Origin of the sequence: Variovorax sp. CAN15 (genome assembly GCF_030462475.1) — a bacterium.
Taxonomy (GTDB): Bacteria; Pseudomonadota; Gammaproteobacteria; order Burkholderiales; family Burkholderiaceae_C; genus Variovorax.
Window position 1 is genome coordinate 25,434 of sequence record NZ_JASMRZ010000011.1, and the last position, 19,100, is coordinate 44,533.

Genomic DNA, 19,100 nt, shown 5'->3' on the forward strand with positions numbered 1-19,100 from the left:
GGTGGGTTTTGGACCAGGTGCTATTGATCACGGGCGGCGGCCGGGGCATCGGCGCGGCCACGGCCCTGCTCGCGGCCAGCCGCGGCTACGCGGTGGCCGTCAACTACGCCACCAACTCGCTGGCCGCCGACGAAGTGGTGCGCACCATCCGTGACAACGGCGGCAACGCCATGGCCGTGCAGGCCGACGTGGGCGACGAGGCGCAGGTCCTGGCCATGTTCCAGAAGGTCGACGCCCGCTTCGGCCGCCTTACCGCGCTGGTCAACAACGCCGGCGTGGTCGACGTGACGGCGCGCGTCGACGAGATGAGCGTCGCGCGGCTGGAGCGCATGTTCCGCATCAACGTGATCGGCAGCTTCGTCTGCGCGCGCGAGGCGGTGCGGCGCATGAGCACGCGCTACGGCGGCTCGGGCGGCGCCATCGTCAACATCTCCAGCGGCGCCGCGCGGCTGGGCTCGCCGGGCCAGTACGTCGACTACGCCGCGAGCAAGGGCGCCATCGACACCTTCACCATCGGCCTGGCCAAGGAGGTGGCGGAAGAAGGCATCCGCGTCAACGCGGTGCGCCCGGGCCTGATCGACACCGAGATCCACGCCTCGGGCGGCCTGCCCGACCGCGCCTTCGAACTCGCGCCCACCGTGCCGATGAAGCGCACCGGCACCGCCGAGGAGATCGCCGGCGCCATCCTGTGGCTGCTGTCGCCCGAGGCCAGCTACACCACCACCGCCCTGCTCGACGTCACCGGAGGCCGCTGAGCATGAGCACCTCGATGGACCTGATCAAGCCGCTGGTGACACTGGTGGCCATCGTCAACCCGCTGGCCATCGTGCCCTTCTTCATCCACTACACGCAGGGCTACAGCGACGCGCAGCGCCGCCACACGGTGCGCATGTCGGCCTTCAGCGCCTTCGTGGTCATCGCCGTGAGCGCGCTGCTGGGGTTGCAGCTGCTGTCCTTCTTCGGCATTTCCATCGCGAGCTTCCAGGTCGGCGGCGGGCTGCTGCTGCTCATGAGCTCGCTGTCGATGCTCAATGCGAAGCCGGCCGAGAGCAAGACCAATGTGGAGGAACTGCGCGCCACCGAGGTGAAGGCGTCGATGGGCGCGTCGATCGCGGTGGTGCCGCTCACCATTCCGCTGCTCACCGGGCCGGCCACCATCTCCACCGTGGTGATCTACGCCGACAAGGCGCAGCACCTGTGGGAGCTGGCGATCCTCGTGGGCTACGGCGTGGTGGTGGCGCTGGCCACTGCCCTGGCGTTCTCGCTCGCGCAGCCGATCGCGCGCGTGCTCGGCAAGACCGGCATCAACATCATGACGCGGCTGATGGGCCTGATCCTCGCGGCGCTCGCGGTCGAGGTGATGGCCGACGGGCTCGGCAAGCTGTTCCCGATCCTGAACAAGATCGGCTGAGCCGTCAGGCCAGCATCTTCTCGATGATCTTCCAGTGCGCCGGCTCCACCGGCGTGATCGACAGCCGGTTGCCCTTGCGCAGCACGACCAGGTCGGCCAGCTCGGGCTTGGCGCGCAGCTCGGGCAGCGCCAGCAGGCGCGTCTTGCGCAGCGCCTGCACATCCACCAGCAGCCAGCGCGGATCGTCCTTCTTCGAGCCCGCGTCGTAGTAGGGCGACTTCGCATCGAACTGCGTCGGATCGGGCTTGATGCCCGAGGCCACCCGCGCGATGCCGGCGATGCCCGGCTCCGGGCAGCTCGAGTGATAGAACAGCACGCCGTCGCCGATCTTCATGCCGTCGCGCATGAAGTTGCGTGCCTGATAGTTGCGCACGCCGGTCCAGGCCACGGTGGCGTCGGGCGCGGCGAGCGCATCGTCGATCGAGACCTCGTCGGGCTCGGATTTCATCAACCAGTACTGCGGCATTGCGGGCTCTTCACCAGAGGAGTTCGCCGCAAATATAAACCCGCACCAGACTGCGCGCCTTCATCGCGGAACACCGCGGCACCGGCTCTGCCGGGCCGCGGGTGTTGCCCCCGGCGAGGGGGTGTGCGTAGCGACACGAAGTGCGTGAAGCATGGGGAAGTACCCGGTCAGGGTGTCACATAGTCGGACACCACCACCCACTTGCCGTCCTTGATCTGCGACAGGCGCGACTGGTCGTTGCCCAGGCGCTTGGTGGCGGTGTAGGTGCTCTTGGGGCTGCCGAACATGTCGGGCTCGAAGGTCATGCTGTCCATGGCCTTGATGAAGCTGTCGGTCGTGAGGTTCGGGCCGGCCTTGGTGGCAGCCTTGATGAACGAGTCGATGATCACGTAGCCGTACACAGAGAACACCGTCGGGTCCTCGTTGAACTTGGTCTTGTACTTGTTGGCCCAGAAGCGCAGCGGCTGCGACTGCTCGTCGGTGTAGGGGTTCTGCACCGTCATGGTGGCGTAGACGCCGTCCATCGCCTTGCCGCCCAGCTTGTGGATCAGGTCGGTGTAGGCCGCGCTCGAACCCAGGAAGGTCGGGTTGAAGCCGGTCTTGCGCGCCTCGCCCACGGTGCCGATGGTCTCGCGGATGATGGTGCCGAGCACCACGAGGTCGCAGTTGGCGGCCTTCATCTTCGCGACCTGCGAGCTGAAGTCGGTGGCGCCGCGCTTGAACGAGGTCTTCTCGACCAACTCCATGCCCGCGGCCTTCAGGCCCGCCTCGGCGCCGCGCTGCACTTCCAGGCCGAACTCGTCGTCCTGGTAGATGGTGCAGACCTTCTTGGCGCCCTTGTCCTTGATCATCTTCGGCAGCGCCAGCCTGATCTGGTCGTAGTAGGTGGCGGCGAACGAATACTTCAGGCGGTTCAGCGGCTCGTACATCTCGCGCGCCGCGGTGATGGGCATGTAGTTGATGATGTTCTTGTCGAACTGCACCGGCATGGCCGCCATGTTCTGCGCGGTGCCGATGTGGCCGGCCATGATGAAGATCTTCTCCTGGTTCACCAGCTTCTGCGCGGCCAGTACGGCCTTCTTCGGGTCGTAGCCCGAGTCCTCCACGAAGAGCTTGAGCTTGCGGCCGTTGACGCTGCCCTGCTCGTTGAGTTCGTCCACGCGCAGCTGCATGCCGTTGCGCGCCTGCTTGCCGAAGCCCGCGAGCGGGCCCGACAGGTCCTGGATGGTGCCGATGCGGATCTCGTCCTTGCTCACGCCCTGCTGCTGCGCGGACGCGAGCGTCGCGATCAGTCCCAGCACGGCCAGCGTCGTCAGTGTCTTGAGCTTCATGCGGTTGTCTCCTCGGGTTGACGAAAAAAACGGATCTGCAATGTCGATCAGCTGTACATGGCCTCGATGCGCCCTGCGTATTTGGTCTGCACCAGCTTGCGCTTGAGCTTCATCGTCGGCGTCAGCTCCTCGTCCTCCGCGCTGAGCTGCGTCTCCAGCAGGAAGAACTTCTTGATCTGCTCCACGCGCGCGAACTTGGCGTTGACGCGGTCGATCTCTCCCTGGATCAGGTCCTGCACTTCCTTGGCGCGCGTCAGGCTCTCGTAGTTGCTGAACGGCACGTCGTTGTCCTGCGCGAATTTCTCGACGTTCTCCTGGTCGATCATGACGATCACCGTGAGGTAGGGCCTCCGGTCGCCGATGACCACGGCATCGGTGATGTAGAGGCTGAACTTGAGCTCGTTCTCCAGCTCGCTGGGCGTCACGTTCTTCCCGCCCGCGGTGATGATGATGTCTTTCATGCGGTCGGTGATGCGGAAATACCCGTCCTCGTCCATCACGCCCACGTCGCCCGTGTGCAGCCAGCCGTCGGCGTCGATGGTCTCTGCCGTCTTCTCCGGCAGGTTGAGGTAACCCATGAAGACATTGGGGCCGCGCACCAGGATCTCGCCGGTGGCCGGGTCCACGCGCACCTCGTTGTAGCTGGTGGCCGGGCCGATCGAGCCCGGCTTGATGCGCGCGGCCGGCACTGCCGTGGAGGCGCCGCAGGATTCGGTCATGCCCCACACCTCCAGCATCGGTACGCCCAGCGCCAGGTACCACTTCACCAGCTCCGGCGAGATGGGCGCCGCACCCGTCACCAGGAAGCGCGAACGGTGGATGCCGATGAGCTTGCGCGCGTTGTCCAGCGCGAGCACCCGCGCCAGCCGGAACTTGAGCTTCAGCGCTGCCCCCACGGGCCGGCCGGCCAGCACGCGGTCGGCGATCTGCCCGCCCACGCCGATGCTCCACTTGTAGGCCGCCTGCTGCAGCGGGCCGGCTTCCTTCAGCGCGATCATCACGCCCGAATAGAACTTCTCCCACACGCGCGGCACCGCCGTGAACACGGTGGGCGCGATCTCCCGCACGTTCTCGGGCACCGTCTCCGGGTTCTCGACGAAGTTGAGGATGGAGCCGGTGTACATCGCGAAATACTCGCCGCCCATGCGCTCCGCGATGTGGCACAGCGGCAGGAAGCACATGCGCTCGTCCTGCTGGTCCTGAGCCACCAGCGTGTTGTAGCCGCGCGCGGTGTAGACGAGCCCGGCATGGCTGTGCATCGCGCCCTTGGGCTTGCCCGTGGTGCCCGAGGTGTAGACCAGGATCGCCAGGTCTTCCGGGCGGCAGGCGGCCACCGCGCGCTCCACGGCCTGCGGGTCGGCCGCCAGGCGCTCGCGGCCCAGGGCGCGCAGGGCGTCGAGGCTCATCACGCCGGCGTCGTCCAGCTCGCGCAGGCCCTCCATGTCGAACACGATCACGCGGCGCAGCACCGGCAGGCCGGCGCGCACTTCCAGTGCCTTGTCGAGCTGCTCATCGTCTTCGACAAAGAGCACGGTGGTGCGCGAGTCCTCGCACAGGTAGTGCACCTGCGAGGCCGCGTCGGTCGGATAGATGCCGTTGGAGACGCCGCCGCAGCTGAGCACAGCGAGATCCGCCAGCACCCATTCGATGACGGTGTTCGACAGGATCGATGCGCACTCGCCCGGCGCGAAGCCGATGGCCTGCAGCCCCGCGGCGATCTCGCGCACCGCGTCGGCCGTCTGGTGCCAGCTCCAGCTGCGCCAGATGCCCAGCTTCTTCTGCCGCATCCAGACGCTGTCGCCGCGCTGCTTCACGGCGTTCCAGAACATCGCGGGAATGGTGTCGCCGGGCACGACGATGTCGTGCTTCGGCGCGAAGGTGTTCAGGTCCCAGAGTCCTTGCTGCATGGCTGCTACCTCCAGGTCTTCTTTTTCTTCCAGCGCCGCTCGCCGCGCACGCCGTCGTCCTTCATGCCGAGGTAGAACTCCTTGATGTCCTCCTTCTCCCTCAGGCGTTCGCAGGAGTCTTCCATCACGATGCGGCCGTTCTCCAGCACGTAGCCGTGGTCGGCCGCGTTGAGCGCCATGTTGGCGTTCTGCTCCACCAGCAGGATGGTGGTGCCGCGCTCGCGGTTGATGCGCACCACGATCTCGAAGATCTCTTTTGTCAGCTTCGGGCTCAGGCCGAGGCTGGGCTCGTCCAGAAGAATGAGATGCGGCGCGGCCATGATGGCGCGCGAGATCGCCAGCATCTGCTGCTGCCCGCCCGACAGCAGCCCGGCGTCCTGCGAGGCGCGCTCGCGCAGGATCGGGAAATAGGCGTAGACCGTCTCGATGTCCCGCGCCACGCCGTCGCGGTCCTTGCGGGTGTAGGCGCCCATCAGCAGGTTGTCCTTCACCGACAGCAGCGGAAACACCTCGCGCCCCTCGGGCACGTGGCTCAGGCCCTGCTGGACGATATAGGCCGGGTCCTTGGCCGTGATGTCCTTGCCCTGGAACTCGATGCTGCCCTTGCGCGGGTCGATGATTCCCGAGATGGTCTTCAGGATGGTCGTCTTGCCCGCGCCGTTCGAGCCGAGCACGGTCACGATCTCGCCCTTGCTGACCTTCAAGCTCACGCCCCGGATGGCCTTGATCGGGCCGTAGGCGCTCTCGATGTTCATGAGCTGGAGAACGATGTCGCTCATGCGGTGGCTCCTTCGTTCGGGGAGCGGCGTTGGGGCGGATGCCCCGGGCGGGCCGACGTCACCGGCCCGCCCGGGGTATCCGCCCCAACGCCGTGGACACGCACAGGACGATTCCACCTCCGACCAAGCCCGGTGTGCGGTGCGGGGCGGGCGCCCCCTCTGTGCCGCTGAGGAGCGCAGCTTTCCGCGGATAAGGGCCCGCCCTTGTTTGAGCGAAGCGAGTTTGGGCGGGACCCCGCGGAAAGCGAGCACCGGAAGGGAGCCCGAAGGGCCGGCATAGTGGGGGCGCCCGCCCCGCACCGCACACCGGGCGTCCCCAAAGAGGCAACGAACGAAGCATTCACGCCGCCACCCTCCTCAAACTGCTCACATCGTCCACGGTCCCCAGATAGGCCTCGACAACACGAGGATCGGCCTGAACTTCCCCCGGAGACCCGGTAGCCAGCACCTCGCCCTGGTTCATCGCAAGCACCCGGTCCGACACCTTCGACACGAGCGACATGTCGTGCTCGACCATCAGCACCGACACGCCCAGCTCATGCTGGATGTCCTGGATCCAGAACGCCATGTCGGCCGTCTCCTCCACGTTGAGGCCGGAGGAAGGCTCGTCGAGCAGCAGCAGCTTGGGCTCTGTGCACAGCGCCCGCGCCAGCTCCACCACCTTGCGCACGCCATAGGGCAGCCCCGCCACCATCGAGTCGCGATGGTGCTGCAGGTCCAGCAGGTCGATCACCTGCTCGGCCTTCTCTCGCGCCGCGATCTCCGCGCGCCGCGTGGCCGGCGTGAAGAACACCTCGCTCCAGAAACCCGTCTGCCGGTGCGTGTGGCGGCCGATCAGCAGGTTGTGCAGCACCGTCGCATGCTCGAAAAGCTCGATGTTCTGGAAGGTGCGCGCGATACCCAGCGCCGCGATGGCATGCGGTGCCTGCTGCGTCAGCGCGAGCGGCCCGCCCGGCTCGCCATGCCACTCGATCGCGCCGGTGGTCGGCGTGTAGATGCGGCTGATCAGGTTGAACACCGTCGTCTTGCCCGCGCCGTTCGGGCCGATCAGCGTGAACACCTCGCCGCGGCGCACGTCGAAGCTCACCTTGTTGACCGCCAGCACGCCGCCGAAGCGCACGCTCAGTTCCCTGGCCGAAAGAAGAATGTCGCCGCCGCTCATCTCAGCCGGTCCGATTTGGTGAAGGACTTCTGCCGCTTGAACAGGCCCTTGCGGTAGAAGGGAAAGAGCTGCAGCCAGGTGCGAATCTTCAGCCAGCGCCCGTACAGGCCCAGCGGCTCGAACAGCACGAAGGCGATCAGCACCAGCCCGTACACCAGCCCCTGCAGGCCCGGCGCCTGTCCGATGGCCTCGGGCAGCCAGTCCTTGCCGATGGAAATGAGCTGCGGCATCGCGATCAGGAAGATCGCGCCCAGGAACGCGCCGTGCACCGAGCCCAGTCCACCGATCACAACCATCAGCAGCAGGTCGATGGACTGCAGGATGCTGAACTGGTCCGGCGAAATGAAGCTCAGCTTGTGCGCGTACAGCGCGCCGCCAAGCCCCGCCAGCGCCGCAGAGATCGCGAACGACATCGTCTTGTAGCGCGCCAGGTGGATGCCCATGCTCTGCGCCGAAATCTCCGAATCGCGGATCGCGACGAAGGCCCGCCCCGTCGGCGAACGCAGCAGGTTCAGGATGCCGAGCGTGGCCAGCACCGCCACCACCAGGCACAGGAAATAGAAGCCCTCGCCCGAGCCCAGCGACCAGCCGAAGAGCTGCGGCGACTTCACGTGCAGCCCCGCGTTGCCGCCCGTCACGCTCTCCCACCGCGCGAACACTTCTTCGACGATGAAGCCGAAGGACAGCGTCGCAATGCCCAGGTAGATGCCCTTCACGCGCAACGCCGGCAGCGCGACCACCACGCCCACCGCCGCCGACAGCGCCGCAGCTGCAATCAATGCCAGCGGAAACGGCACGCCCAGGTTCGTCAGCACGCCCTGCGTGTAGGCCCCCGCGCCCAGGAACGCCGCATGCCCGATGGAGAACTGCCCCGTGAATCCGGCCAGCAGCATCAGCCCCAGGCCGACGATGCCGTAGATCAGCACGAAGGTCAGCTGCGCGAGCCAGTACTCGTCGATGACCCACGGCGCGGCGATGAGGAACGCAACGAGCATGCCGTACCAGAACACATGGCCGCCGTGCCGCGCAAGGCGGATGTCCTGGTCGTAGCTGGTCTTGAAGATGAAGCGCATATGGGATCTACACCTTCTTGCGCAGCTTCTCGCCGAACAGGCCGTTCGGCTTGATCATGAGCATCAGCAGCACCACGATGTACGGCGCCGTGTCCTTGAACCCGTCGGGCAGGTAGAAGCCCGCGAACGATTCGACGATGCCGATCACCAGCCCGCCGACGATCGCGCCCGGCAGGCTGCCGAAGCCCCCCACCACCGCCGCCGGAAAGGCCTTCAGCCCGATGAAGCCCATGTTCGCGTGCACGAAGGTGATGGGCGCCAGCAGCATGCCCGCGATGGCCGCGACCGCCGCCGCGAGCCCCCACACCAGTCCGTTGAGCCGCTTCACCGGAATGCCCATGTAGTAGGCCGCCAGCTGGTTCTGCGACGAGGCCTGCATCGCGATACCCAGCTTGCTGTAGCGGAACATCGCGAACAGCAGGCCGCACAGCACGGCGGTGGCGATGATGATCGCGAGCTGTTCCAGGTTGACCACCAGCTCGCCCAGCTTCCAGATCTGGTCCTTGTAGGGCACGGCCAGCGTGTGGGTCTCGGTGCCGATGCCCGGCACCATGGTGATGATGCCGCGCGCCACGTAGGCGATGCCGATCGTCAGCATGACGATGGAGAACTGCGGCTGCCCGAGGATCGGCCGGATCACCACCAGCTCCAGCAGCACGCCGAAGGCTGCCATCGCCACCACCGTGAGGATGGCCGCGAGCCAGAAGGGCATGCCGAACAGCGACATGCCCGCGAACGCGCCGAAGGCACCGAGCATCATCAGGTCGCCCTGCGCGAAGCTCACCGTCTCGGTGGCCTTGTAGATGAGCACGAAGCCCAGCGCGATCAGGCCGTAGATGCAGCCTTGCGCAATGCCCGACAGCAGCAGCTGAAGAATCTGCATGGACTCTGTTCCGCCGCGTTCATTGCCGGGTGAAGCCACCGCTGCCGCCGGCCGCGTCATGCAGCGCGAGCCGGCGCGAACCCGCCACGATGTCGCTGGGCTTGAGGCCGTAGACCTGGCGGATCGAGTGGCTGAAGTGCGTCGAGTCGGGGTAGCCGGTGTCGAGCGCGATGTCGGTCAGCGTGCTGCTCTGGCGCACGTAGCGCAGCAGGCTGCGCCCGCGCTTCCATGCCCGGAAGGCACGGAAGGCCATGCCGGTCTCCTGCTTGAACAGATGCAGGAAGCGCGAGAACGACAGGTGCACCGAAGCCGCCCACTCCTCCGCCGAGGCCGGCGAGGCCGGATCGGCGTTGATGGCGTCGGCCACCTTGCGGATGCGCCCGTCGAGCGCGCGCGGCGCGAGCGGCTCGCCGAAGAACATGGCGTCGAAGTCGAAGCCCTCGAAATTCATGCCGCGCGCCGAGGCAGCAAGCAGGTTCGCATGGGCATCGCGCACGCGCTGCACGAAGGCCGGCGCCTCCACCGGGCCGCAGTGCTGCAGGAAGGCCGGCATGCGCGCGGGGTCGACCGACTCCGACTCGACCAGCAGGTTGAAGATCAGCGGATGCGCGGTCTCCACCTCGTGCGGCACGTGCGGCGGCACCACGATGAATTCGCCGCTCATCCAGGCCCCGCCGCCGATGCGGATGCGCGTGGGCGGCGCGCCGGCGGGCGACACGTACACGCCGTGCCCGCCCATCGTGCGCTCGGCGGCGGCACCGAGCAGGCCGGCGTAGAACACGCGGTGCGGCGTGAGCCACATCAGGCGTTCGCCTTGCCTCTCGGCGTCGCGCGCGGGCGGCGGCGTCGTCCTCGTTCGCTGCATGGTGTTTGTCTCCTGCATCGGTGGACTGCCACTGCGTGGTGGCGTCTTTGTTGGCTGGATCGTAGCGGCGAGGGCCGCATGGGCGATATCGATTTGCGCGGGGACTTTCCCTAGGCTTGCGCGAACGCGCGGCGCAGCTCGGCGGCACACAGCGCGACCGCCGCGTTGGCCTCGTCGAGCACCTTGCCCATCGGCACGAAGCCGTGGATCTGCCGCTCGAAGCACACGTACACGGCGCTGTTGCCGGCGGCGGTGAGCGCCTCGGCATACGCGGCACCTTCGTCGCGCAGCGGGTCGTAGCCGGCGGTGAGCACCAGCGCGGGCGGCAGCTTCGAAAGATCGGGGTGCAGCAGCGGCGAGGCACGCCAGTCGAGGTCGTGCTTCGCGTCTGTGATGTAGTGGTCGTGGAAGTAGCGGATCGTGTCCGCCGTGAGCAGGTAGCCCTGCCCGTTGGCCTGGTGCGAGGCGTGGCCGCGCCGCATGTCGGTGGCGGGGTAGATCAGCAGCTGGTAGACGATGGGCAGGTCGCCCGCGTCGCGCGCGGCGATCGACACCACCGCCGCGAGGTTGCCGCCCGCGCTGTCTCCGCCCACCGCAAGGCGGCTCGCATCCAGCCCCAGCGTGGCGGCTTCGCGGCGCACCCAGCGGGTGGCGGCCAGCACGTCGTCGACGGCGGCGGGAAAGCGGTGCTCGGGGCCCATGCGGTAGTCCACCGCGACCACCGCGCAGCCCGCGCCGTTGGCCAGCTCGCGGCACAGCACGTCGTGCGTGTCGAGGTCGCCGATGACCCAGCCGCCGCCGTGGTAGTACACCAGCACCGGCAAAGGCCCAACGCCGGAGCCCATCGGCCGGTACAGGCGCACCGGGATGGTGCCGTGCGGCCCGTCGGCGGCGAGGTCGCGCACCTCGGCCACTTCGGGCGGCAGCGGCTGCGTGGCGGTGCGGCGCTCGCGGTAGAAGGCCCGCGCATCGGCGGGGGACAGGGTGTGCGTCGGCGGAATGCCGCGCGCCTCGATGAAGTCCAGCAGGGCGCGCGCCTGGGGATGCAGCATGGTGTCTCCGGTAGATCTTGCGAGCGTCCAGTGTGGGAGGCATCGGGCGCCCGCGGTATCCGCATGCACCCGCCCCCCCGACCGGGCCCGGCAAGCCCCAGCACCATGCCCGCGCGCGCCAAGGCAAGGCTTGCGGAAACTGGCTACATCTATCGCGGAGGCTCCTCCTCCGCAAGGCCCACGCGCCGGCATGGCTCGGGCCAGGGACACCGCGGAACCGGCTTTGCCGGGCCGCTGGTGTCGCCCCCGGCAGGGGGTTGGCGTAGCGACACGAAGTGCGCGAAGCCTGGGGGCCAGCTCTACTTTCGGGGTTTCACACGCGAAGCGGCTTCCTTGGCCAGCTTGCGGGCGGTGTCGGTGTCGGCTGCATGCACGAGCGCCACGCCCATGCGGCGCCTGGTGAAGCTCTCGGGCTTGCCGAACAGGCGGATGTCGCTGCCGGGCACCCGCAGCGCATCGGCCACGCCGTCGAAGGCGATGCCGGTGGCGTCCACGCCGCCGTAGATCACCGCGCTGGCGCCCGGGCTCTTGAGCGACGTATCCACAGGCAGGCCAAGGATGGCGCGCGCATGCAGCTCGAACTCGTTCTGCCACTGGGTGGCCATGGTGACCATGCCGGTGTCGTGCGGGCGCGGGCTGACCTCGCTGAACCAGACCTCGTCGCCCTTCACGAAGAGCTCCACGCCGAACAGGCCCTGGCCGCCCAGGTCGGCCGTCACGGCCTGGGCGATCTGCTGCGCCTTCGCGAGCGCGGCGGGCGCCATGGGKTGAGGCTGCCAGCTTTCCACGTAGTCGCCGCTCACCTGCACGTGACCGATGGGGTCGCAGAACTGCGTCTGCACGCCGCCGGCGGCGTCCTTGGCGCGCACGGTGAGCAGCGTGATCTCGTAGTCGAAGTCGATGAAGCCCTCGACGATCACGCGGCCGTGGCTCACGCGGCCGCCGGCCATGGCGTAGTCCCAGGCCTTCTGCACGTCGGCGGGCCCGTCGATCTTGCTCTGGCCCTTGCCGGAGCTGCTCATCACCGGCTTGACGATGCAGGGGTACCCGATGCCTTCGTCGATGGCCGCCTGCAGCTCGGCCTGCGAGTCGCAGAACTTGTAGGGGCTGGTGGGCACGCCCAGCGTCTCGGCGGCCAGGCGGCGGATGCCTTCGCGGTCCATGGTCAGGCGGGCGGCGCGGGCCGTGGGAATGACGCGCACTGTGCCGGCCTCTTCCAGCTCCTGCAGCATGGGCGTGGCGATGGCCTCGATCTCGGGCACCACCAGCGCGGGCTTCTCGGCCTCGATCAGCGCCTTGAGCTGATCGGGGTCGCTCATGGTGATGGTGCGCGCGTGGTGCGCCACCTGCTGGCCGGGGGCGTTCTCGTAGCGGTCGACGGCGATGGTCTCGACGCCGAGGCGCTGCAGGGCGATCAGCACCTCCTTGCCGAGTTCGCCGGAGCCCAGGAGCATCACGCGGGTTGCGGAGGGGGAAAGGGGGGTGCCGAGGGTGGTCATGGTCGGAAATCGAAAAGAACGGAAAGAGCGGAAAAAAGCAACCGCAGCACTGTAAGCCACCGGCAGCCGGCGGTGTCGCACGCGGGAACGGCGAGGGCGCGGGGCTGATTCACAATCGATGTCTTTGCCGTGGCGCCAGCCGCGCGTTCCCCCTTTTCTTTTTGCTTTCTCCAAGGAGTTCTCTCATGGCTATCCAGACTGTAGGCATCATCGGCGCCGGAACGATGGGCAACGGCATCGCGCAGGCCTGCGCGGTGGCCGGCGTGAACGTGGTGATGGTCGACATCGCCCAGGCAGCGGTCGACAAGGGCCTGGCCACGGTGTCGGGCAGCCTCGACCGCCTCATCAAGAAGGAAAAGCTCACCGCCGAGCAGAAGACCGCCGCGCTGGCGCTCATCAAGGGCTCGACGAACTACGAAGACCTGAAGAGCGCCCAGCTGGTCATCGAGGCGGCCACCGAGAACCACGCGCTCAAGCTCAAGATCCTCAAGCAGGTCGACGAGATGCTCGCGCCCGAAGTCATCATCGCCTCCAACACCTCGTCGATCTCGATCACGCAGCTGGCCGCCGCCACCTCGCGCGCAGACCGCTTCATCGGCATGCACTTCTTCAACCCGGTGCCGATGATGGCGCTGGTGGAGCTCATTCGCGGCTACCTCACGAGCGACGCCACGCACGACACGGTGAAGGAACTGGCCGAGCGCCTGGGCAAGTCGCCCATCACGGTGAAGAACGCGCCGGGCTTCGTCGTCAACCGCATCCTGGTGCCGATGATCAACGAGGCCTTCTTCGTGCTGTCCGAAGGCATCGCCACGGCGGAAGACATCGACGCCGGCATGAAGCTGGGTTGCAACCAGCCCATCGGCCCGCTGGCGCTGGCCGACATGATCGGCCTGGACGTGTGCCTGGCCGTGATGGAGGTGTACCTGGAGCAGTTCGGCGACTCCAAGTACCGCCCCTGCCCGCTGCTGAAGGAGATGGTGGCTGCCGGCCAGCTGGGTCGCAAGACGGGCCGCGGCGTCTACACGTACTGACACTGGCTCGCCCCCAGTCTTCGCGCACTTCGTGTCGCTTCGCCAACCCCCTACCGGGGGCAACACCAGCGGCCCGGCAAAGCCGGTTCCGCGGTGTTCCTTGAAAAGACAAGAAAAGGAGACCGCTCACATGACCGCCACGCCCACCACCCCGCCCGCCGAAGGTTGCATCGACACCCAGGTGCTAGACCACGTGCTGCTGATCGGCATCAACCGCCCCGCCAAGCGCAACGGCTGGACGCCGCCGATGTTCAAGCAGCTGGCCGAGGCCTACACCCGGCTGGACGACGATCCGAACCTGCGCGTGGGCGTGCTGCATGCCTTCGGCGACCACTTCACGGCGGGCCTCGACCTGCCGGCGGTCACCGAGTACATGAAGCGCGGCGAGAAGGCGATTCCCGCCGGCCTGGTGGAGCCGCACGACTTCGGCCTGCCCGACTACCGCCGCCGCACCAAGCCGATGGTGGTGGCGGTCAAGGGCATCTGCTTCACGGTGGGCATCGAGCTGATGCTGGGCGCCGACATCGTTGTGGCGGCCGACAACTGCCGCTTCTCGCAGATGGAAGTGCAGCGCGGCATCATGGCCACGGGCGGCGCCACGCTGCGCATGGCCGAGCGCGCGGGCGTGGGCAACGCGATGCTGCACCTGCTGACGGCCGACGAGTTCGACAGCGCCGAGGCCTATCGCCTCAACTTCGTGCAGAAGGTGGTGCCCACCGGGCAGGAGCTCGACGCGGCGCTGGCCATCGCGCAGCGCATCGCGGCGCAGGCGCCGCTGGCGGTGGTGGCCACGCGGCTGAACGTGATCAAGGCCGTGGAACAGGGCCCGCTGGCCGCCGTGTCGGAATTCATCGAGACGCAGAAGCGCCTGTCGAACAGCGAGGATGCCGCCGAGGGCGCGCGCTCCTTCATCGAACGCCGTCCGGCACGCTTCAGCGGCCGTTGATCCCTTTCACCGAGAACGACAAGATGCCTTTTTCTCCAGCACGCACGGCGCTCGCCGCCGCCTTCACCCTGCTCGCCGTGAACACCACTTCCGCACAGACGCCCACGCCTCCCGCGCTGCCCGACCCTGCCGCCACCTCGGTCGACGCCATGGGCTGGATGAAGGGCTTTCCGCCCCCGCCCGACAAGCTCATCACCTTCGACAACCCGGCCGGCGGCGTGTTTCCGCGCACGCGCTGGAGCTTCTCGCACGTGCGCGAGACGGTGCCCACCGCCAACGTGTGGCGCGGCGGCGGCGCGGCCAGCCCGCTGCCTTCGGCGCCAGCGCGCTTCGACGTCGAGGCCGTCACCTTCAAGCCCCTGGGCGGCGAGCAGACGCTGAACTTCGCCCAGATGATCTCGGGCACCTACACCGACGGCATCCTGGTGATGCATCGCGGCAAGGTGGTCTACGAGAAGTACTTCGGCGCGCTCACGCCAGAGCGCCCGCACATCGCGATGTCGGTCACCAAGTCCTTCGTGGGCACGCTGGCGGCCATCCTCGCGGACGAAGGCAAGCTGGACCCGGCCGCGCCGGTCACCAGGTACATCCCCGAGCTCAAGGACACGGCCTACGGCGACGCCACCGTGCGCCAGGTGATGGACATGACCGTGGGCGTGCACTACTCCGAGAACTATGCCGACCCCAAGGCCGAGATCTGGGACTACGCGCGTGCCGGCGGCATGCTCACCCAGGGCGCGAACTACACCGGCCCGAAGTCGTTCTACGAATTCCTCGTCACGCTGAAGAAGGAAGGCGAGCACGGCGATGCCTTCGCCTACAAGACGGTCAACGCCGAGGTGCTGGCCTGGATCGTTCGCCGCGCCAGCAACCAGTCGCTGGCCGACCTGCTGAGCGAGAAGATCTGGCGCCGCATCGGTGCCGAGCAGGACGCCTACTTCATGGTCGACCGCATCGGCACCGAGTCGGGCGGCGGCGGCCTGAACACCGTGCTGCGCGACCTCGCGCGCTTCGGCGAGACCATGCGCAACGGCGGGCGTGCCTCCAACGGGCAGCAGGCCATTCCGAAGGCGGTGGTCGACGACATCCAGCGCGGAGGCGACCCGGCGAAGTTCATGAAGGCCGGCTATCCGCTGCTCAAGGGCTGGTCTTACCGCGACATGTGGTGGGTGTCGAACAACCCGCACGGCGCCTACATGGCGCGCGGCATCCACGGCCAGAGCATCTACGTGGACCCGAAGGCCGAGATGGTGATCGTGCGCTACGCGGCGCACCCGGTGGCGGCCAACGGCGCGAACGATCCGCTCACGCTGCCGGCGTTCCAGGCGATGGCCGAGGCGCTGATGCGCCCCTGAGCCTCTTCAGGCCGATGCCCGCTCGCGGGCGATTACGAGCAGGCCGTCCATGATGAGGCTCTCGACCAGCTCGAAGTGCCCGTTCATCACGGGCGCCATCTTCCAGCCCGCGCCGCCGGTCATGTAGCAGGCCGGCTCGGCGCCGCAGTGCGAGCGCACGTGCTGCACCATGCGCTCCACCGCGCCCGCGATGGCGTAGGTGCCGCCGCTGGTCAGCGCGTCGCTGGTGTTGGTGGGGAACTCGCGCACCTCGCCGGTGGGCACGTGCAGGCCCGCCGTGCCCGACTCGAGCGCGCGCAGCATGATGCCGTGGCCCGGCAGGATCAGGCCGCCGAGAAACTTGCCGTCGGCGTCGACGGCCTCGACCGTCACGGCCGTGCCGATCAGCACCACCACCATCGGCCGCGGCGGCTGTCCCGGCTTCGCCGCAGCCAGCATGCGGTGGCGCGCGCCGATCATCGCCACGAAGCGGTCGGCGCCCAGGCGCGTGGGATGGTCGTAGCCGTTGACGATGCCGGCCTCGCCCGCGCTCGACATCACCCAGCGCGGCGTGCAGTCGAAGCGCTCGACGATCTGCTCCTCGGCGCGGCGCCGCACCGCGTCGCCGGCCACCACGCAGCCCAGCATCGAGCCGGGCGAAGGCAGGTCGGCCCACGGGCCGTCGGCCAGCCGTTCGATGTGGTCGAGGAATTCGGCGCCCTGCGCCTGCAACGCGGCACCGGGGCGGGCCGAGTCGTAGAGCGCCCACTTGAGGCGGGTGTTGCCGATGTCGATGGCGAGGAAGGGGGATGACATGCGCGGGATTATTGCGACTTTGTGTCTATTTCTGCTGGCACGTCGTTGACACACGCGGCATGGGCCTACGCCGGCCGCCGGAGTTCCACCGCTAAATTAGCCAGTTCCATCATTCATTCACCACCGCACAAGGAGAGAACCATGGGATTGCTGAGTTTCATCAAGGAGGCTGGTGAGAAGCTGTTCGGCGGCTCGTCGGCGCAGGCCGCCACGCCCGACGCCAACCAGGCGGCCGCTGCCGCCATCAAGACCTACATCGAGACGCAGAACCTCGGCCTCACGGGCCTGGAGGTGACCTACACCGCCGCAACCGGCGTGGTCACCCTCGCGGGGCAGGCGCCTTCGCAGGAGGCCAGCGAGAAGGCATCGCTCGCAGCCGGCAACGTGGCGAACGTGACCAGCGTCGAGAACAACCTCGTCGCACCGGCCGCGCCGCCCGCCCAGTACCACGACGTGGTGCGCGGCGACACGCTCTCGGCCATCTCGAAGAAGTACTACGGCGACGCCAACAAGTACAACGTGATCTTCGAGGCGAACAAGCCGATGCTGACGCATCCGGACAAGATCTATCCGGGGCAGAAGCTGCGCATCCCGGCACTGGGCTGATCTCTTTTCGTCGCGCGATTCGGAAGGCCCGCGGCGTGCCGTGGGCCTTTCTGCTTTTTGCGAAGCCGATTACGAGGCAACCAAACGCGGCTCGTACCCATCCATGCGGGCCGGATGCCTGTTGCTCGATCAGCAACGATCGTCGCCTTGTGGGCAACGAATTCCTCCTACCCCTGCCATGAGGTACTCGGCCTGGCGGCTGCGGGCTCAGCTCTGCCGCCAGGGCAGCCCGCGCTTGCGCCAGCCGCCCGTCAACCCGCGATGCCCGTTCTCGTCCGGGTTGCCCTCGAACCCTTCGAGGATGTTGTAGGCCTCCACGCCCAGCTCGGTGGCTCGCTTGGCCGCCGCGATGGAGCGCACGCCGCTGCGGCACAGCAGCACGACCTTCTTGCTGCCGCCTTCGGCCGCCGCGCGCACGCCTTCGTCGAAGGCCGGGTTCATCGCCATGCCGGGCCATTGCTTCCAGGCCAGGGGCACGGCGCCGGGCACATAGCCGACCCATTCGCGCTCGGCGTCGGTGCGCACGTCGACCAGCACGGCTTCGCCGCTGGCCATCCATTGCGCGGCCTGCTCGGGCGTCACGTCGCCTGCATAGCCCTTGTTATCGACGGGTTCTGTCATCTCTGTTGCGTCCTTGCGATGCGGGTTTTCATGCCCCGGAATTTTTCCCCGGTTCGTGAAAACCCTGTTTGTTGAGTGCTCCCCTGCGCCAAAGATGGCGCCTTGGGCCTGTCGAACCATAACTCCAAGACGGACAGCCTGGGTTTTCCCAAGTCAGAACCGTTTGGAGAGAGACAAATGACAGACAGCAAGATGCCCCGCCGCCGCGGGCTGCTCAAGGGCGCCGCCGTGGCTGCGGGCGCCATGTCCGTGCCGATGGTCAGCATGGCCCAGACCACCACCCTTCGCTTCCAGAGCACCTGGCCCGCGAAGGACATCTTCCACGAGTACGCGCAGGACTACGCCAGGAAGGTCAACGACATGGCGGGCAACCGCCTGAAGATCGAGGTGCTGCCGGCCGGCTCGGTGGTGCCCGCCTTCCAGCTGCTGGACGCGGTGGCCAAGGGCACGCTCGACGGCGGCCATGGCGTGGTCGCGTACTGGTACGGCAAGAACTCCGCGCTCGCGCTGTGGGGCTCGGGCCCGGGCTACGGCATGGACGCTAACATGGTGCTGGCCTGGCACACCTTCGGTGGCGGCAAGGCGCTGATGGAAGAGATCTACAAGGGCCTGAACCTCGACGTGGTCTCCTACCTCTACGGCCCCATGCCCACGCAGCCGCTGGGCTGGTTCAAGAAGCCGGTGGCCAAGGCCGAGGACATGAAGGGCCTGAAGTTCCGCACCGTGGGCCTGGCGGTGGACGTGTTCACCGACATGGGCGCGGCCGTGAATCCGCTGCCCGGCGGCGAGATCGTGCCCGCGCTGGACCGCGGCCTGATCGACGCGGCCGAGTTCAACAACGCATCGAGCGACCGCGTGCTGGGCTTTCCCGACGTGGCCAAGAACTGCATGCTGCAGAGCTTCCACCAGAGCGGCGAGCAGTTCGAGGTGCTGTTCAACGGCGGCAAGCTGAAGGCGCTGCCGGCCGAGCTCAAGTCGATCATCGAGTACGCCACGCAGGCCGCGAGCGCCGAGATGAGCTGGAAGGCCATCGACCGCAACTCGAAGGACTACGAGGAACTGAAAAAGTCCGGCATCAAGTTCTACAAGACGCCCGACGCGGTGCTGCGCGCGCAGCTCGCCTCGTGGGACAAGACCATCGCGAAGAAGTCGGCCGAGAACCCGATGTTCAAGAAGGTGCTCGACTCGCAGCGCGCCTTCGCCGAGCGCGCGGGCCAGTGGCAGAACGACTACTCGGTCGATTTCAAGATGGCCTACAACCACTACTTCGGACGGCAGGCGAAGAAGACCTGAGCCAACGGGTTCGATGCGACGC

Annotated in this window: 19 protein-coding genes; 7 read left to right on the forward strand and 12 right to left on the reverse strand. The window is 67.5% G+C overall.

The window, feature by feature from the left end; all coding sequences use genetic code 11:
* Nucleotides 1-8: 8 nt before the first annotated feature.
* Together QMO14_RS10685 and QMO14_RS10690 are read left to right on the forward strand one after the other, a co-directional pair.
* Entirely contained in the window at nt 9-755 is a 747-nt protein-coding gene (locus QMO14_RS10685; protein WP_301506932.1) for an SDR family oxidoreductase, read from the forward strand.
* A 2-nt stretch (nt 756-757) separates the two neighbouring features.
* Nucleotides 758-1,411 carry a MarC family protein gene (locus tag QMO14_RS10690; RefSeq protein WP_081270399.1) on the forward strand — a complete coding sequence of 218 codons (654 nt, stop codon included), beginning with the start codon at nt 758-760 and terminating at the stop codon, nt 1,409-1,411.
* A 4-nt stretch (nt 1,412-1,415) separates the two neighbouring features.
* Here QMO14_RS10690 and QMO14_RS10695 read toward each other — a convergent pair whose 3' ends face one another.
* The 10 genes from QMO14_RS10695 to purT all read right to left on the reverse strand — a co-directional run bounded on the left by QMO14_RS10695 (nt 1,416) and on the right by purT (nt 12,428).
* A complete protein-coding gene (locus QMO14_RS10695; RefSeq protein WP_301506934.1) occupies nt 1,416-1,877 on the reverse strand; it encodes an EVE domain-containing protein in 462 nt (153 codons plus the stop codon).
* Between the two features lie 167 nt (nt 1,878-2,044).
* Nucleotides 2,045-3,208: an ABC transporter substrate-binding protein gene (locus tag QMO14_RS10700; RefSeq protein WP_301506936.1), complete on the reverse strand. Its 1,164-nt coding sequence runs from the start codon at nt 3,206-3,208 to the stop codon at nt 2,045-2,047.
* A 47-nt stretch (nt 3,209-3,255) separates the two neighbouring features.
* Nucleotides 3,256-5,115 (reverse strand): long-chain fatty acid--CoA ligase, encoded by a 1,860-nt coding sequence (locus tag QMO14_RS10705; protein ID WP_301506938.1) that lies wholly within the window; start codon nt 5,113-5,115, stop codon nt 3,256-3,258.
* Between the two features lie 5 nt (nt 5,116-5,120).
* Nucleotides 5,121-5,894 carry an ABC transporter ATP-binding protein gene (locus tag QMO14_RS10710; RefSeq protein ID WP_301506940.1) on the reverse strand — a complete coding sequence of 258 codons (774 nt, stop codon included), beginning with the start codon at nt 5,892-5,894 and terminating at the stop codon, nt 5,121-5,123.
* Nucleotides 5,895-6,234: 340 nt separating this feature from the next.
* Nucleotides 6,235-7,056 carry an ABC transporter ATP-binding protein gene (locus tag QMO14_RS10715; RefSeq protein WP_301506942.1) on the reverse strand — a complete coding sequence of 274 codons (822 nt, stop codon included), beginning with the start codon at nt 7,054-7,056 and terminating at the stop codon, nt 6,235-6,237.
* Nucleotides 7,053-8,129, reverse strand: a complete 1,077-nt coding sequence (locus tag QMO14_RS10720; RefSeq protein WP_301506944.1) for a branched-chain amino acid ABC transporter permease — start codon at nt 8,127-8,129, stop codon at nt 7,053-7,055. The genes QMO14_RS10715 and QMO14_RS10720 overlap by 4 nt, the downstream gene beginning before the upstream one ends.
* Nucleotides 8,130-8,136: 7 nt before the next feature.
* The gene (locus QMO14_RS10725; RefSeq protein ID WP_301506946.1) at nt 8,137-9,012 is read right to left on the reverse strand and encodes a branched-chain amino acid ABC transporter permease; all 876 of its coding nucleotides are present in this window, start codon (nt 9,010-9,012) and stop codon (nt 8,137-8,139) included.
* A gap of 19 nt (nt 9,013-9,031) precedes the next feature.
* A complete protein-coding gene (locus tag QMO14_RS10730) occupies nt 9,032-9,877 on the reverse strand; it encodes an AraC family transcriptional regulator (protein WP_301506948.1) in 846 nt (281 codons plus the stop codon).
* Nucleotides 9,878-9,987: 110 nt separating this feature from the next.
* Nucleotides 9,988-10,929, reverse strand: a complete 942-nt coding sequence (locus tag QMO14_RS10735; protein ID WP_301506950.1) for an alpha/beta hydrolase — start codon at nt 10,927-10,929, stop codon at nt 9,988-9,990.
* Nucleotides 10,930-11,228: 299 nt separating this feature from the next.
* On the reverse strand, nt 11,229-12,428 hold the full coding sequence (gene purT, locus QMO14_RS10740) for a formate-dependent phosphoribosylglycinamide formyltransferase (protein WP_301506952.1): 1,200 nt from the start codon (nt 12,426-12,428) through the stop codon (nt 11,229-11,231).
* A gap of 185 nt (nt 12,429-12,613) precedes the next feature.
* Here purT and QMO14_RS10745 point away from each other — a divergent pair, with 185 nt between their 5' ends.
* The 3 genes from QMO14_RS10745 to QMO14_RS10755 all read left to right on the forward strand — a co-directional run bounded on the left by QMO14_RS10745 (nt 12,614) and on the right by QMO14_RS10755 (nt 15,763).
* Entirely contained in the window at nt 12,614-13,462 is an 849-nt protein-coding gene (locus QMO14_RS10745; protein WP_301506954.1) for a 3-hydroxybutyryl-CoA dehydrogenase, read from the forward strand.
* A gap of 130 nt (nt 13,463-13,592) precedes the next feature.
* The gene (locus tag QMO14_RS10750; RefSeq protein WP_301506956.1) at nt 13,593-14,408 is read left to right on the forward strand and encodes a crotonase/enoyl-CoA hydratase family protein; all 816 of its coding nucleotides are present in this window, start codon (nt 13,593-13,595) and stop codon (nt 14,406-14,408) included.
* A 23-nt stretch (nt 14,409-14,431) separates the two neighbouring features.
* Nucleotides 14,432-15,763, forward strand: coding sequence for a serine hydrolase (locus tag QMO14_RS10755; protein ID WP_301506958.1), 1,332 nt, complete (start codon nt 14,432-14,434; stop codon nt 15,761-15,763).
* 6 nt (nt 15,764-15,769) lie between these two features.
* Here QMO14_RS10755 and QMO14_RS10760 read toward each other — a convergent pair whose 3' ends face one another.
* Nucleotides 15,770-16,558 carry a type III pantothenate kinase gene (locus tag QMO14_RS10760; protein ID WP_301506960.1) on the reverse strand — a complete coding sequence of 263 codons (789 nt, stop codon included), beginning with the start codon at nt 16,556-16,558 and terminating at the stop codon, nt 15,770-15,772.
* Nucleotides 16,559-16,699: 141 nt separating this feature from the next.
* Between QMO14_RS10760 and lysM the strand changes: the two genes are divergently transcribed.
* A complete protein-coding gene (gene lysM, locus QMO14_RS10765; protein WP_301506962.1) occupies nt 16,700-17,164 on the forward strand; it encodes a peptidoglycan-binding protein LysM in 465 nt (154 codons plus the stop codon).
* Between the two features lie 207 nt (nt 17,165-17,371).
* On the opposite strand, the gene QMO14_RS10770 is transcribed toward lysM, so the two are convergent.
* Complete coding sequence (locus QMO14_RS10770) at nt 17,372-17,785, reverse strand: rhodanese-like domain-containing protein (protein WP_301506964.1); 414 nt, start codon at nt 17,783-17,785, stop codon at nt 17,372-17,374.
* Between the two features lie 177 nt (nt 17,786-17,962).
* On the opposite strand from QMO14_RS10770, the gene QMO14_RS10775 reads away from it, so the two are divergent.
* Nucleotides 17,963-19,078, forward strand: a complete 1,116-nt coding sequence (locus QMO14_RS10775) for a TRAP transporter substrate-binding protein (RefSeq protein WP_301506966.1) — start codon at nt 17,963-17,965, stop codon at nt 19,076-19,078.
* Nucleotides 19,079-19,100: the final 22 nt, after the last annotated feature.

Excerpts from the sequence above, each read along its gene's own strand:
- QMO14_RS10775 (WP_301506966.1), top strand. The coding sequence starts at position 17,963 with ATGACAGACAGCAAGATGCCCCGCCGCCGCGGGCTGCTCAAGGGCGCC.
- QMO14_RS10705 (WP_301506938.1), bottom strand. The coding sequence starts at position 5,115 with ATGCAGCAAGGACTCTGGGACCTGAACACCTTCGCGCCGAAGCACGAC.
- QMO14_RS10735 (WP_301506950.1), bottom strand. The coding sequence starts at position 10,929 with ATGCTGCATCCCCAGGCGCGCGCCCTGCTGGACTTCATCGAGGCGCGC.
- QMO14_RS10710 (WP_301506940.1), bottom strand. The coding sequence starts at position 5,894 with ATGAGCGACATCGTTCTCCAGCTCATGAACATCGAGAGCGCCTACGGC.
- QMO14_RS10745 (WP_301506954.1), top strand. The coding sequence starts at position 12,614 with ATGGCTATCCAGACTGTAGGCATCATCGGCGCCGGAACGATGGGCAAC.
- QMO14_RS10750 (WP_301506956.1), top strand. The coding sequence starts at position 13,593 with ATGACCGCCACGCCCACCACCCCGCCCGCCGAAGGTTGCATCGACACC.
- QMO14_RS10770 (WP_301506964.1), bottom strand. The coding sequence starts at position 17,785 with ATGACAGAACCCGTCGATAACAAGGGCTATGCAGGCGACGTGACGCCC.
- QMO14_RS10755 (WP_301506958.1), top strand. The coding sequence starts at position 14,432 with ATGCCTTTTTCTCCAGCACGCACGGCGCTCGCCGCCGCCTTCACCCTG.
- QMO14_RS10695 (WP_301506934.1), bottom strand. The coding sequence starts at position 1,877 with ATGCCGCAGTACTGGTTGATGAAATCCGAGCCCGACGAGGTCTCGATC.
- QMO14_RS10760 (WP_301506960.1), bottom strand. The coding sequence starts at position 16,558 with ATGTCATCCCCCTTCCTCGCCATCGACATCGGCAACACCCGCCTCAAG.
- QMO14_RS10730 (WP_301506948.1), bottom strand. The coding sequence starts at position 9,877 with ATGCAGCGAACGAGGACGACGCCGCCGCCCGCGCGCGACGCCGAGAGG.
- lysM (WP_301506962.1), top strand. The coding sequence starts at position 16,700 with ATGGGATTGCTGAGTTTCATCAAGGAGGCTGGTGAGAAGCTGTTCGGC.
- QMO14_RS10725 (WP_301506946.1), bottom strand. The coding sequence starts at position 9,012 with ATGCAGATTCTTCAGCTGCTGCTGTCGGGCATTGCGCAAGGCTGCATC.
- QMO14_RS10715 (WP_301506942.1), bottom strand. The coding sequence starts at position 7,056 with ATGAGCGGCGGCGACATTCTTCTTTCGGCCAGGGAACTGAGCGTGCGC.
- QMO14_RS10700 (WP_301506936.1), bottom strand. The coding sequence starts at position 3,208 with ATGAAGCTCAAGACACTGACGACGCTGGCCGTGCTGGGACTGATCGCG.
- QMO14_RS10690 (WP_081270399.1), top strand. The coding sequence starts at position 758 with ATGAGCACCTCGATGGACCTGATCAAGCCGCTGGTGACACTGGTGGCC.
- QMO14_RS10720 (WP_301506944.1), bottom strand. The coding sequence starts at position 8,129 with ATGCGCTTCATCTTCAAGACCAGCTACGACCAGGACATCCGCCTTGCG.